Annotated in this window: 12 protein-coding genes; 6 read left to right on the top strand and 6 right to left on the bottom strand. The window is 30.3% G+C overall.

Translation table 11 applies throughout. The features are described 5' to 3' along the window. Nucleotides 1-6: 6 nt before the first annotated feature. On the bottom strand, nucleotides 7-1,077 hold the full coding sequence (locus OA93_RS18315; RefSeq protein ID WP_039115118.1) for a glycosyltransferase family 9 protein: 1,071 nt from the start codon (nucleotides 1,075-1,077) through the stop codon (nucleotides 7-9). An 80-nt stretch (nucleotides 1,078-1,157) separates the two neighbouring features. Next, entirely contained in the window at nucleotides 1,158-1,931 is a 774-nt protein-coding gene (locus tag OA93_RS18310; RefSeq protein WP_039115116.1) for a glycosyltransferase family 2 protein, read from the bottom strand. Nucleotides 1,932-2,014: 83 nt separating this feature from the next. Between OA93_RS18310 and OA93_RS18305 the strand changes: the two genes are divergently transcribed. Beyond that, nucleotides 2,015-2,716, top strand: a complete 702-nt coding sequence (locus tag OA93_RS18305) for a polysaccharide deacetylase family protein (protein ID WP_240474761.1) — start codon at nucleotides 2,015-2,017, stop codon at nucleotides 2,714-2,716. Here OA93_RS18305 and OA93_RS18300 read toward each other — a convergent pair. Beyond that, a complete protein-coding gene (locus OA93_RS18300) occupies nucleotides 2,708-3,445 on the bottom strand; it encodes a glycosyltransferase family 2 protein (RefSeq protein ID WP_039115183.1) in 738 nt (245 codons plus the stop codon). The two genes, OA93_RS18305 and OA93_RS18300, sit on opposite strands and share 9 nt — an antisense overlap. Before the next feature lie 50 nt (nucleotides 3,446-3,495). After that, the gene (locus tag OA93_RS18295; protein ID WP_039115113.1) at nucleotides 3,496-4,311 is read right to left on the bottom strand and encodes a 2,3,4,5-tetrahydropyridine-2,6-dicarboxylate N-succinyltransferase; all 816 of its coding nucleotides are present in this window, start codon (nucleotides 4,309-4,311) and stop codon (nucleotides 3,496-3,498) included. A 283-nt stretch (nucleotides 4,312-4,594) separates the two neighbouring features. On the opposite strand from OA93_RS18295, the gene OA93_RS18290 reads away from it, so the two are divergent. Continuing rightward, on the top strand, nucleotides 4,595-5,221 hold the full coding sequence (locus OA93_RS18290; protein WP_039115111.1) for a PAS domain-containing protein: 627 nt from the start codon (nucleotides 4,595-4,597) through the stop codon (nucleotides 5,219-5,221). A gap of 261 nt (nucleotides 5,222-5,482) precedes the next feature. On the opposite strand, the gene OA93_RS18285 is transcribed toward OA93_RS18290, so the two are convergent. Further along, entirely contained in the window at nucleotides 5,483-7,258 is a 1,776-nt protein-coding gene (locus OA93_RS18285; protein WP_240474760.1) for an alkaline phosphatase family protein, read from the bottom strand. A gap of 634 nt (nucleotides 7,259-7,892) precedes the next feature. Here OA93_RS18285 and ruvX point away from each other — a divergent pair. Continuing rightward, nucleotides 7,893-8,309 carry a Holliday junction resolvase RuvX gene (gene ruvX / locus OA93_RS18280; RefSeq protein WP_039115109.1) on the top strand — a complete coding sequence of 139 codons (417 nt, stop codon included), beginning with the start codon at nucleotides 7,893-7,895 and terminating at the stop codon, nucleotides 8,307-8,309. A gap of 115 nt (nucleotides 8,310-8,424) precedes the next feature. Beyond that, nucleotides 8,425-9,918, top strand: a complete 1,494-nt coding sequence (locus OA93_RS18275) for a malate:quinone oxidoreductase (protein ID WP_039115106.1) — start codon at nucleotides 8,425-8,427, stop codon at nucleotides 9,916-9,918. Nucleotides 9,919-9,961: 43 nt separating this feature from the next. Here the strand turns inward: OA93_RS18275 and OA93_RS18270 are convergent, their stop codons facing one another. Next, nucleotides 9,962-12,190, bottom strand: coding sequence for an FUSC family membrane protein (locus tag OA93_RS18270; protein ID WP_039115101.1), 2,229 nt, complete (start codon nucleotides 12,188-12,190; stop codon nucleotides 9,962-9,964). 197 nt (nucleotides 12,191-12,387) lie between these two features. Between OA93_RS18270 and def the strand changes: the two genes are divergently transcribed. Continuing rightward, entirely contained in the window at nucleotides 12,388-12,978 is a 591-nt protein-coding gene (gene def / locus OA93_RS18265; RefSeq protein ID WP_035621249.1) for a peptide deformylase, read from the top strand. Nucleotides 12,979-13,040: 62 nt separating this feature from the next. Then, nucleotides 13,041-13,523 (top strand): DUF5606 domain-containing protein, encoded by a 483-nt coding sequence (locus tag OA93_RS18260; RefSeq protein WP_039115100.1) that lies wholly within the window; start codon nucleotides 13,041-13,043, stop codon nucleotides 13,521-13,523. Nucleotides 13,524-13,554: the final 31 nt, after the last annotated feature.

Here is a 13,554-nt window from a genome sequence, read left to right as displayed (position 1 = left end):
AGATTTTTAAAGATTTCGTGTCATGAAAAAATCAATCTGACTCTTAAATAATTCAGGGTTTAAATCTTGATACAATATAGCCGAATTGTTTTTAATTTCCTTGTGAGGTAAGCTTTCATTAATTAATTCAGGTTTAAAGTCATTTAAATGTACCGAAATATTTTGCAATCCATCTTCGAAGGTTGCCCAGTCATTTTTCTTTACATAAGGAGAAAATATTGTAAAAGAAGGTTTGTTTAGTGCTTTTGCCATATTAATTGCTCCACCATCATTTCCTATAATTATATCGCATTGATTCATAATACCAATGAACGACCTAAGGTTGCTTCCTAATAAATCAAAGTGTATTTTCTCTTGTGTGCTTTTAGAGCAGAAATTAAATACTTTTTGAGCATCTTCAATTTGATTTGGAAAATAATTAAAAAGTATCGTTACGTCTTTATTTTCTGCAACATAGTCTACGACTTTCGCCATATATTCTAGAGGATACGTTTTTGATTTCTCACTTCCCAAAAGACTTATCATTACAATTTTGCGGTCCTTGCTTACTTTATGTTTGTCTAATAACGCAATTGCTTCTTGGTCCTCTTCTTTACTTACATGTAATTTCGGAAAAGGGTCTATTAAAGCATTGTCAATATTAAGAGGTTTAAGCAATAAAAGCCTATTGTCTATTGCAAATCCATATTTCGTTTCGTTATTATTGTCAAATCGTTTCATATTGTGATTATAAAACAAAGAAGAATACCATTTGTGGTATGATATTTTATAATCGGCACCAGAGAAAATAGTTATTAAATTAGTCTCTAATTTGCCATATACATCGATTAATATATCATACTTATTAGATCTCATTTTAAAAATAAATTTAAACAATGATAAGTATGATTTTCTTATTTTTTCTTCTAATACAATTACAGAATCAATATTTGGATTGCCTATTAAAACATCTGTGCAATTAGAGTAACACATAAAATCGATGGTTGATTCTGGGTATTTCTTTTTTAGATTGTTACAAAGAATTGTACTAATAAGTACATCACCAATTCTTTTCTGTTGTATAACTAATATTTTCATTATTGTGAACAAGTTTAATAAAAAACTGTATTGTGTTTTTTGTTGGATTCTAGATGTCAAAAATAGCTATTTAAAAGCTATTATTCCATTTTATTGTGAGTTAACCAAAGAATCAAATAGCGTTTTAATACTGCAAATGAGTTTATGTAAGCAAGAATGTAACCTTCTTTACCATCAAGAAATCCTAATCGAATAAAATATTGATTTATAAAACAAAAAAAAGGTTTCATTAAAAAATGATAGAAATTTGGTTTTACTTTTTTATCATACAATTCTTGAGCTTCTTTTTTACTTAATAGACTTAGCTGATAATTGTATTCATCGAAACTCTTATAAGCATAAGAGTCTATTCTATTTTTTAATATGTTAGATTTTCCAAATAATGTAATAGATGGATTACTTTCTTCATTGCCAGAAAAAGAGTGTCTCTTTTTATCAAAAAGAAAAACTCTTTTTCGGTTATTAAATTCTCCATGCTTTATTTTCTTTTTAAAGAAAAACAGGGTTTGTTTAATGTAATAAAGAGCGTTGCTTTTTTGATTAGCAATTTTAGTCAAAATTTCATCCTTAAGTTCGGGAGAAATATATTCGTTTATGTCCAACAACAAGATCCAATCATTTTGCGCCTGATTAATAGCTAGATTGTGTTGTAGTGTTTTATCAGCAGTAGTTTGTTCAATAATTGTTGCGCCAAGCTCTTTCGCAATAGCAACTGTTTTGTCTGTACTATTGTTGTCGATAATGATAATTTCATGAGCAAACGACACATTCTCAATAAGTTTCTTGATGTTGTTTTCTTCATTAAAACAAAATGCCAAAATACTAATTTTGGGAACTATTACATTTTGAGGCATAAAATCAATTTTGTGCAATATTAATAATTTTAGATTTATAACTTTGTAAAAAATCAAACAAAATGTCAAGACTCCCAATTTTAATGTATCATAATATTTGTCAATCTGAAAATGAAAGTAATAAGTTGACTATTTCAGTACAAAAACTGGAGCAACAACTTCAGTATCTGAGAGATAATAATTATGAAACATTTCATTTTGCAGAATTAGAAAAAATGAAATCTATTCCTAAAAAGAGTATTGTTCTTACTTTTGATGATGTAACTGAAAATCAGCTTGTTTTTGCAGCACCGTTATTAGAAAAATTTAATTTAAAAGCTAGTTTTTTTATTCCTTTTTCATACATAGGAAAGACAGATTTATGGAATGGTAAGTCTGAATCCTTGGGAGAAAAAATAATGACAATTGAACAATTAAAGGGGTTAAACAATAAAATAGAATTAGGCTATCATTCCTATGAGCATAAAAAATATAGTTTATTATCAGCCTCAGAAATAGAAAATGATTTTCTAAAATGCGAGGAGGTGATTAAAAAGAATGATTTAAGAGTATATCCGGCTTTGGCTTATCCATATGGGAATTATCCTAAAAAGGGTGATGAAAATGAGCAATTTAAACAAATAGTAGCTAAGAATAAAATAAAGTTTGGTTTAAAAATAGGGAATCGTCCAAATAATTTTCCTTTTAAAGATAACTACGAAATCCAACGAATAGACATTAAAGGTCAGGATAGCTTGATGACTTTTAGGTTAAAAATAAAATTTGGGAAATTAAAGCTATTCTAAATCTTTTTCGATTAGCATCATTTTTGCATATCTGGAGAATACTCCATAGGCATCTATAGCAGCAGCAGCAAGACCAGGAACTCCATCTAGGTAGACTCTTTTTACGATATATGTATGAAAAAATCGGTAAAATGGTTTAAAAAAGAGTAGAAACAGTGTCACTTTCTTTCCCTTATTGGCACACATCTTTGCCTGAAACCAAGCGTATTTGTCTTTTTTACCTATAAAGTGAAATAATCCTTTGTAGGTGTAGTGTACCATATAATTTTTTAATACACCAGGTTTTGATTTTATGATTAATTTTTCATGTACTTCATTTTCAAAAACTAACTTTTCATTTTTCATTAAACGAACAACTTTGTCGGTATAATGAAATAAAAAGCGATTCATGAAAAAATGAGGAAACCAGATTTTATAGGTATCAAATTCATCCCATTCGATACTTTTTAAAATTTCAGCTTGAAGTTTATCTGTAACCCTTTCGTCTGCATCTAGAAACAATATCCAGTCACCAGTTGCAAAACTTATTGCATGGTTTCTCTGATTACAGTAATTGTCAAATTTTCTAGAAAAAAGTTTAACGCCTAAATCTGTAGCAATTTTTTGTGTAGCATCAGTACTATTAGAGTCTAAAACAATAATCTCATCAGCAAATGAAACAGATTTTATTGCATCGGCAATATAAAACTCTTCATTATAAGTAAGTATGATAACGGATAGTTTTTTCATTTCTTTACTTAACATACTTACTTATAATTATGGAGTTTAATAAAATAATATTATACTGCAACATCGTACTCCCGAAGTGCATTATTTAATGACGTTTTTAAATCTGTAGATGGTTTACGAGTACCAATAATTAAGGCACATGGAACTTGAAATTCTCCAGCAGCAAATTTTTTGGTATAACTTCCAGGAATAACAACTGAGCGAGCAGGAACATATCCTTTCATTTCTACAGGAGTATCTCCAGTTACATCGATGATTTTTGTAGAAGCAGTTAAGCATACGTTTGCTCCTAAAACAGCTTCTTTCCCAACGTGTACACCTTCTACAACAATACAACGAGAACCTACAAATGCTCCATCTTCTATAATTACTGGCGCTGCTTGTAAAGGCTCTAATACTCCACCAATACCTACACCACCGCTTAAGTGTACATTTTTACCAATTTGAGCACAGCTTCCTACAGTCGCCCATGTGTCTACCATAGTTCCTTCGTCTACATATGCACCAATATTTACATAACTAGGCATTAAGATAACTCCGCTAGAAATATAAGCTCCATAACGCGCTACAGCATTAGGTACTACACGGATTCCTTTTTCGGCATATCCTTTTTTTAGCAACATTTTATCATGATACTCAAAAATACCAGATTCTAAAGTTTCCATTTTTTGAATAGGGAAATACATTACAACTGCTTTTTTTACCCATTCGTTTACTTGCCAAGCATCACCAACTGGTTCTGCAACACGTAATTTTCCTGTATCCAAAAGTTCAATAACTTCTCTGATAGCATCAGTTGTTGTAGTTTCTTGTAACAAAGCTCTGTTTTCCCAAGCTTGTTCTATAATAGTTTGTAAAGGATTCATAGTACTAAAGATTTTAGGCAAATATAATTCGATTTTTTTTTAAAACAACCCTCATTTCTTTATAGTAACATTTTTATAAAAAAATATTATTTTTTTATTGTTGTATAGGATTAAGTCTTTTTATTTTAAATAATTTTTCCTACATAAAATATTTTTTATCTTATTCCCTGATAAATATCAATTTTTAACTTTTCTTATAAAATTACTTTTGTAAGACAATTTAACAACAACATAAGGTGATTTTAAATTGTTTGAATTCAATAATTTAATTAGTATATTAACAATGAATCAAGAAAACGAGTCGTTTCACAGACCTACACCAATTGATAAAGAAGTTTCTTGGGATAAAACCCAAGTTATCATGAGTAAAACAAACCCATTTGGAATTATCGAATACGCCAATGAAATTTTTGTTGATGTTTGCGGATATGAAGATTATGAATTAATGGGGCAACCGCATAGTATCATAAGACATCCTGATATGCCACGAGTGATATTTAAAGTATTATGGGAAAATCTTAAAAAAGGAAATAACTTTCATGCTGTTGTTAAAAATCTAGCTAAATCTGGAAGATATTACTGGGTTGTTACCGATTTTGAAATTGCAAAAGATTCAAATGGAGCAATAGCAAATTATTTTGGACGCAGACGTTCTGTGCCACAAGAAGTAATCGCGATGCATATTGAACCTTTGTACAAAAAGTTGCTTCAAATAGAATTTGCTAGTGGAATGGAATTTAGTGAGAAATATTTGATTGGATTTCTAGAAGAGAAAAAACGAACTTATGTTGAGTATATTAAAGAATTAATGTACGAACATGAAAAAGCGCAGTCTGCAAATCAACAAGTTGAGACTCATGTTGAGGAAGAGGAGGAAAGAGGTTTCTTTAGTCGTTTTTTTGGTAGATAAGATACAAGCTGGCAATTAAAAGACTTAAGTTTTAAAATAAATGGGGTTTAACTTTTTAATTAAAGTTAGACCCTTTTCTTGTGTATATAGGTTGATAGTTATTGACTTTATTTCCTGATTCTAGATAGTTTTATGTATAAATATTGATGAGGTTATCTAAATCAGGCTGTGCAGAATTATAATTAAATAAAAAAAGGAAAGAGGTTTTAAAACCTCTTTTCTTTTTCGTATTATTAAATCGCTTTAGTTTTTTTAAATTAGTTAAATCGCTAATTTATTATTGACTACTCTTTCATTGAAAGATTGTATGTATGCTTTTAAGAATTTTTCAGACTCTTCAACTTTAGCTTTATCTTTTAGCATCAAATTGTTTTTTAATAAAGGGTCATTTTTCCAGTTATATAATCCAATTGTTTTATTATTTGCAAAAGCAAGATAATAATCATCTTTGATGTAATGATATGTTCCTTGGAGGTAATAAACCACATAGTTTTCTTTAGATTTATAACTTTTACCAAAACTAACCATGTCAGTTTTTATATTTAAGTAATCTAGAATACTAGGCATGATGTCAATTTGCTGAAAGTTTTTCTCGTTAACACCTGTTAATTCAGGATTTGATGGATCGAAAAATAAAATCGGAATGTGGAATTTTCCAATATTAGTTTTGTCAATATCTTTATCTCCTCCAGATGAAGTATGATCAGAAGAAATAACAAATAGTGTGTTTTTGTACCATTCTTGTTTTTTTGCTGTATCAAAAAATCTTCGCAATGCAAAATCAGTGTATGCTATGCTTTCTTGAATTTCTGTAGTTCCCTTAGGGAATTTTCCTTTATATTTTTCTGGAATAGTATATGGGCTATGGGAAGAAATAGTAAATAATGAACTAAAGAAAGGTTGTTTAAATGAAGTTAATTTAGCAGCGTAAAATTGTAGAAAATCTTCATCAAAAATCCCCCATTTACCATCAAAAGATTCTTCTCCTGTATATTGGTCTTTTCCAAAATATTGGTCAAATCCTGCTACTTGAGCATATTGGTCAAAGTTCTGACTACCATTAAAGGCGCCATGAAAAAATGAAGTAGTATAGCCTTCTTTCTTGAGAATTTTAGGAAGACCATTTATTTTATTTAAAGAATAACTAGATGTTATAAAAGAGTTATTCATTAAGCTAGGAATGCTTGAGAGAATAGATGGAACAGCATCAATTGAAACTTTTCCGTTTGCAAACCCATTCTTAAAGTAATATGATTTTGTTATTAGAGAATCTAAGAAAGGAGTTTGTCCGCGACCAATGTTTTCATTACCGAAACTTTCCAAAATTAAAATAACTACATTTTTTTTAATAGTTGGTTCGCTTGATTTTAAAGAAATGACAGGGTTATAAATTGAAACTAACTCTTTTTCATTAAAATAATTTACTTTCTCAATATCTTCTTTTTTAACAGCAGATTTTAAGATGCAAAAAGGAGTATTTAAGACTAATGCAGAATTATTTAATGCCCCATATTCAGCAGCATCTACAATTTTAATTGGTTTTTTTCGGAACCCACCACGTCCCATAAGTAAAATTATAACTATCGAAAGAACAAAATAAGAGTATTGTTTATAGTAGTCTTTTTTGGTTGATTTTTCGTGTATTAAATGTGTTTTTAAATTCGGAATCAATTTCCAAAATATAATACTAACGATAAGAAATAGTACAAAGATGTACCAGAATTCTTTTAAGAAAGAAGGGATTAAACCTAAGGCTTCGTGCTCCATTCCTTTGGCAGTAATCATCCCAAAAGTACTTCTTCTACCAGTAAAACGATAGTAAATAATGTCTATGAAGTTGGTAGCAATAAAGATAAGGTTAACAGCATAAAAGGAAACTTTTAGGATGCTTTGATATCTTGGTTTGTATTTGAAATTTCCTGGAATCAAATGCGCTAATAAGAAAACAATATTTATATAAGCTATAGCTGCAAAATCAAAAAGAAGACCTCCTAGAAAAGTTTGAAATGTAAAAGGTTCGAATAATTTTGAGTTCATAAGATAGAATAGAACTCTAGAGAATTGATAAATTATGACAATTAAAAAGAATCTTTTTAGAAATAAAATAATGCTATTTTTATAATTATTCATTTGGTATTTAGTGAATTTGGGTATTTGTTTTTGAGTAATTTTCTATAATATGTGGGAAATTTGAAGCAAAAGAACTATTTTTTTTTCAAATTACGATTACTTGGTCTAACTAATTTTATAACAAAACAACTCTGATTTAAAATATTTTAAACTTTAAATTTTTGTAATTATTTGGTTTTTAAATTGTTAATTGATTTATATGTGCTATTAAGTGTTGTGAATAAATATCTATAATACGTTAATTCTTTCTTTTGTTCGATGATAATTATCATGAATTAGGGATGTAATTAGGCCTACTTTTGAATTGAAATTATATGCAAGAATATTTTAAAGAGCAAAGTTCTATTTATGGATTGTTTAAAATCTGTGAATTAGTATAAATAGATGGTTAGTAGGTTTTTAAATTAATTTTTTTGATATCGTTTTAATTTTTTTTTGGAAAAAAGTTTAATTAATCCGTTCTGGAATATAGAACGGATTAATTTTTTTAAGGCACAAGGTTTTTACTTTATGTATCTTTGTTCCATTAATATTTAATAAGATGCCAAGAATTCTCGCTATAGATTACGGACAAAAAAGAACAGGAATTGCTGTTACAGATGAACTGCAAATTATTGCCTCGGGTTTAACTACAATTCCATCTAATACAACTATCGATTTTTTAAAAGATTATTTTGCTAAAGAAAAGGTGGAAGCGGTCTTAATAGGTGAGCCAAAACAAATGAATGGAGAGCCATCACAAAGTGCTTCAATTATTAAAGGTTTTGTAACTCATTTTTCGAATATTTTTCCGGATATGAAAGTAGTTCGGGTTGATGAAAGATTTACTTCTAAAATGGCATTTCAAACAATGATAGACAGTGGACTTAGCAAAAAACAACGTCAGAATAAAGGTTTGATCGATGAAATCTCAGCAACGATAATGCTTCAGGACTATTTGTCTCGTAAAATGTTTTAAAAAATCAAAGGATTTAGCTCGCAAACGTTTTAGAAAACTATAACTTTTAAGGTGAAATTTATAGTTTTTTTTTGCAATTTTATGAAGTACCTTTGCACTTTAAAATTTTCTTGCTATGTCCGACAAAACCATACGTTCAAATACCGAAGTAGTACTTATTGGTGCTGGAATTATGAGTGCAACTCTTGGGTTAATCTTAAAAGAATTACAGCCAGATTTAAAAATTGAAATTTACGAAAGATTAGATGTTGCTGCAGCCGAAAGCTCTGATGCTTGGAATAACGCAGGAACAGGGCACTCAGCCTTTTGTGAATTGAATTATACACCAGAAAAAAATGGTAGTATAGATCCTAAAAAAGCAATTAGTATTGCTGAATCCTTTGAAGTTTCTCGTCAGTTTTGGTCTTACTTAGTACAGCAAAACAAAATTACATCTCCTGATAATTTTATAAAAAGTGTTCCTCACATGAGTTTTGTTTGGGGAGAAAAAAATGTGGATTATCTTAAGAAAAGATTTGAAGCACTACAAAAAAATCCAATCTTTAAAGAGATGGTTTTTAGCACCGATTTTGCTCAATTAAAAGAATGGATGCCATTGGTAATGGAAGGAAGAGATGCTACAGATAAGTTTGCAGCAACTTCTATGGCAATAGGAACCGATGTGAATTTTGGAGAGTTAACACGAAGTATGTTTAACTATCTAGGAAAATTAGATGGCGTAACAATACATTTTAATCATGAAGTAAAAAAATTAAAGCAGCGTGAAGATAAATCGTGGAGAATTAAAATCACAGATTTAGCCACCGGACAAACTAGAAAAGTATATACTAAATTTGTCTTTATTGGTGCCGGAGGAGGTTCATTGCCTTTGTTAGAAAAAGCAAATGTTGCCGAAGGAAAAGGATTTGGAGGTTTTCCTGTGAGCGGACAATGGTTAAAATGTACTAATCCAGAAGTTATTCTTCAGCATCAAGCCAAAGTTTACGGAAAAGCTAGTGTTGGTGCGCCACCAATGTCAGTTCCTCATATTGATACACGAATGATAAATGGAGAAAGAGCATTGCTTTTTGGACCATTTGCTGGTTTTTCGACTCGATTTTTAAAGAACGGATCTTATATGGATTTGCCTTTATCAATAAAAACAGACAATATAATGCCAATGTTGGCAGCTGGTTATCATAATATCCCACTTACTAAATACTTAATCGAGCAAGTAAGACAATCACCAAAAGATAGAATGAACGCTTTACGCGAATACTTGCCAAATGCAAAATCTAAAGATTGGAAATTAGAGCGAGCAGGACAACGTGTTCAGGTTATTAAAAAAGATGAAAAAGAAGGTGGAATTCTTGAATTTGGTACAGAGGTAATTAATACAGATGATGGTACATTGGCTGTTTTATTAGGTGCTTCACCTGGAGCTTCAACTGCGGTTTCTATCATGGTTGGATTAATAGGGAAATGTTTTAAGGATAAAATTAAAATACCAGAATGGGATGAAAAGCTTAAAGCAATGATTCCTTCTTATGGTCAGACTTTAAATGATAAACCAGAATTGTTATCTGAAATTAGAAAAAATACCGCTGCAACTTTAAAGTTAGATAACTAAGTAGAGCATCATAATAAGAATAAATACAAAATCCAGATTAAATTTAATCTGGATTTTGTGCTATAAACTCTTTTGTAATCGTTACTATTTTTTCAGACAAATCAGTCATCCATATTAATTGTTCGATCACCAATTGGGCTTCCTGCATTTTGGTTTCTCTTGCACTTTCATCGAGTTCATTATCATTTTCTAATCGACTGAAATTTTTTCTTTTTAATTCCTCAAAATGAAAAGTTAATTGTTCTTTATTAATGTCTTTGTTTTTATATTCAGCTGTGCTTTCATGTCTTAAGATTGCAATAGAATAATTTAAGTTATAAACAACAACGCCAATTACAAAATTAAAAGACTCAGATGCCGATGTCGTTTTGTGAGATTGTATATATGTGCCTAATGATGCCGCAGACGAAAGTAAGGAATGATTTAGTACAGCAAGCTTGTTTATTTGCGGAAGCTGTTTCTGCTTCGATTTAGGCTCTTGCACCATTCTTTGGAAAGAAGTCATAAGATTTCCTATTTCTATAAAAGCATTTTTTCTTGCCAAACGATACGATGTAGGCAATGTTCCTTTTTTATTATAATATTCGGCAATTTCTCTTAAATAGTTTCTGTTAGCCTCAATAGATTTTTCTAAAAATGATGCAGCATTTAAGAACTCCCAAGCAGGCCATAAATAATAATTTGCCAAAAAGGCTAACGTAGCACCTACAAGTGAATCCAGAATTCTAAACTGAATTACCTCAAGTATATTAGGTGTTAATATTCCGTACACAAAAACTACGTACATGGTAACAAGTGTAGTGCTTATTTTGTAATTACTTTGCGTAAAAGAAATACCGATAAGCATACAGACAATAGCAAATATGCTTATTGCTACATGATTGTGTACCAAGGAGACAATTCCAAAGGCTATTAATCCGCCTAAAATAGTACCAAAAACACGATTATAAGAGCGCTCTTTGGTTAAGCCATAACCAGGACGCATAATTACCACGATTGTCAATAAAATCCAATATACGTTTTGAAACGGAAGTAGCTTGCCAATTATAAAACCTGCCATAATAGTTATGGTAAGTCGCAGCGAATGCCTGAAAAATGTTGATGAAAAACTGAAATTTTCGATTAATGTACGTATCGGATAATATTGCGGAGTCAGGAATTTTTCAAGTTCTTTATCCTTGTCTTTAAAATCAAAAGATTTAATAGCTAATGAAAAAGCCATTTCTACGATTTTTATTTTTTCGACTTGCTTTTGGGCGTATTTGAGCATATTAGTAAGCATCCAAACTCCTTCAGAAGCTTCTATTTTTCCTAAATTATTTTGATACGCATCAATAGCAGATTGTAATCCGTCAAGTTCCTTTTTTAAATCGTTTATCGAGATATATTTAGAGGCTTTATGAACACTTTTAGATAGTTTTTTTAAAGTCGATGCAAGTTTATAGGCAAGATTTTGATAAGAACGCAGAACCTCAGGATGGTCGCTAAATTTTTTGTGTAATTTATCATGGTCAAATGATGTCGATAAAGCCAATTCCTGTATTTCGACCAACGTTATAAAAACAATAAGCATTTTTCGGTTTTGGCTAGAGTCGCCAGAAGTAGCTCTGTTACCAATAAGCACTTGTCGTAAATTTTCGTGAATTTGGTTTAATTCAACCTGAAGATGCAATTGTTTTTCGATAATCTTTTTTCTATCGGCTTCAGGATTCCATAAATCACCTCTTAGTTTTAAGTATTTTGCAGTTAATCGTATTCCATCGGCAGTTTGTAATTCTATATAACGATACGGTTTTATATAATGAAAGATAAGCGAAACTATTAAATAGAATAATCCACCGGCAAAAATATAGCTAGAATGTAATACAGCTTCCCAGCCTTCGTGTAAATGTGCAAATGATAAAGAGATCGAAAGTAGGGCAGAGAATGATGCCATAGTTGCTCTTTGTCCATAAACAGAGATCATAGAGGATAAGAAAAGTAATATGCCTAAAAACGGATAAAATAGCCAAGGATAAGGATAAACAAGATTAACTAGTAGGTTAACGCCAGAAACAATAAGAGCAGTAACTACAATTCCTTTTATTTTGTGTTTAAGATTACTCGGGATATCACTCGGATAAGTATAAAAAGCACCGAGAGCAATCGTAAAACCAATTTCAAAATAACCTAAGAAGTTAAAAAACAATACAGGAACTACTGATGCAATTGTAACTTTTGAAGCATTGGTAAAAGAAGTACTGTCTGTGAATTTAACGATGCGATCTAACATAGAAATAGGTTTACTAGCAAAGATAAGAATTGTAAGAGTTATTTAGTAATAATAGTGAGTTTGATTTAAATAGAAATCAAAAAGTAGATAATCTGGTTAATAGAATTATTCATTGACTATTTTTTACTATTTTTGCCAACCTAATTCAGAATAATGAAATTCTGGATTAATAGTCGTTAATACATAATACAACAAGAATGATTTTACCAATTATAGGATATGGTGATCCTGTTTTAAGAAAAGTTGGGGAGGCAGTATCGCCAGAACATCCAAATTTGAAAGAAACAATAGCTAACATGTACGAAACAATGTACAATGCTTATGGAGTGGGTCTTGCTGCGCCACAAGTTGGTTTGGCCTTGCGTTTATTTGTAATTGACACAACTCCTTTTAGTGATGATGAGGATTTACCAGCAGATGAACAAAAAGAATTAAAAGGATTTAAGAGAACTTTTATCAATGCCAAAATCTTAAAAGAAGATGGCGAAGAGTGGAGTTTTAACGAAGGATGCCTGAGTATTCCAGATGTTCGTGAGGATGTTTACAGACACGAAAGAATTACAATTGAATATTGTGAAGAAGATTTTGTCGTAAAAACCGAAGTGTTTGATGGTTTAATTGCCAGAGTAATTCAGCATGAATATGATCACATTGAAGGAATTTTGTTTACAGATAAAATTTCATCACTAAAAAAACGTTTAATTCAAAAGAAATTAAAAAATATCACCGAAGGCAAAACTTTTCAAGAATACAGAATGAAATTTGCTGCTGCTAAAAAAGGAAGATAGTTTTTGAAGATCTTTAGATAAAAAATAAAATAACCGAATTCTTAATACTAATTATAATAAACATGAATTTAGAAAAAATATTAGCTATTTCTGGGAAACCAGGTTTATACGCATTAAAAGTACAAACGCGTACAGGATTTGTAGCTGAATCATTAATTGATGGAAAAAAAATCACTGTTAGCTTAAAGAGTAATGTAAGTTTATTGTCAGAAATTTCAATTTATACTTACGAAGGAGAAAAACCTTTGTCTGAAGTAATGCAATTAATTGCAGTAAAAGAAAACAAAGGACCAGCTATTTCTCATAAAGAAGATAATGCTACTTTAGGAGCTTATTTTAAAGAAATTTTACCTCAATATGACGAAGAGAGAGTTTATCCTTCGGATATTAAAAAAGTATTGAACTGGTACAATATGCTTCAGGCAAAAGGATTAGTTACAGATTTAGCACCTGTACCTGCAGCAGCTAAAGAAGAAACTCCAGTTCTTGAGGAAACAAAAAAAGCACCAGCAAAAAAAGCTAAAGCAGCTGCTGAAAAAAAATAGTTTCATTTAATTGAACGATATTTAATCCTGT

Origin of the sequence: Flavobacterium sp. KMS (genome assembly GCF_000813005.1) — a bacterium.
Taxonomy (GTDB): domain Bacteria; phylum Bacteroidota; class Bacteroidia; order Flavobacteriales; family Flavobacteriaceae; genus Flavobacterium.
Note: the sequence above shows the minus strand (reverse complement) of the source record. Positions and strands in the feature narration are given on the sequence as shown.

What these genes read in the sequence shown, in the direction of transcription:
- OA93_RS18315 (WP_039115118.1), bottom strand. Translation starts at nt 1,077, where the DNA reads ATGAAAATATTAGTTATACAACAGAAAAGAATTGGTGATGTACTTATT.
- OA93_RS18310 (WP_039115116.1), bottom strand. Translation starts at nt 1,931, where the DNA reads ATGCCTCAAAATGTAATAGTTCCCAAAATTAGTATTTTGGCATTTTGT.
- OA93_RS18305 (WP_240474761.1), top strand. Translation starts at nt 2,015, where the DNA reads ATGTATCATAATATTTGTCAATCTGAAAATGAAAGTAATAAGTTGACT.
- OA93_RS18300 (WP_039115183.1), bottom strand. Translation starts at nt 3,445, where the DNA reads ATGAAAAAACTATCCGTTATCATACTTACTTATAATGAAGAGTTTTAT.
- OA93_RS18295 (WP_039115113.1), bottom strand. Translation starts at nt 4,311, where the DNA reads ATGAATCCTTTACAAACTATTATAGAACAAGCTTGGGAAAACAGAGCT.
- OA93_RS18290 (WP_039115111.1), top strand. Translation starts at nt 4,595, where the DNA reads ATGAATCAAGAAAACGAGTCGTTTCACAGACCTACACCAATTGATAAA.
- OA93_RS18285 (WP_240474760.1), bottom strand. Translation starts at nt 7,258, where the DNA reads ATGAACTCAAAATTATTCGAACCTTTTACATTTCAAACTTTTCTAGGA.
- ruvX (WP_039115109.1), top strand. Translation starts at nt 7,893, where the DNA reads ATGCCAAGAATTCTCGCTATAGATTACGGACAAAAAAGAACAGGAATT.
- OA93_RS18275 (WP_039115106.1), top strand. Translation starts at nt 8,425, where the DNA reads ATGTCCGACAAAACCATACGTTCAAATACCGAAGTAGTACTTATTGGT.
- OA93_RS18270 (WP_039115101.1), bottom strand. Translation starts at nt 12,190, where the DNA reads ATGTTAGATCGCATCGTTAAATTCACAGACAGTACTTCTTTTACCAAT.
- def (WP_035621249.1), top strand. Translation starts at nt 12,388, where the DNA reads ATGATTTTACCAATTATAGGATATGGTGATCCTGTTTTAAGAAAAGTT.
- OA93_RS18260 (WP_039115100.1), top strand. Translation starts at nt 13,041, where the DNA reads ATGAATTTAGAAAAAATATTAGCTATTTCTGGGAAACCAGGTTTATAC.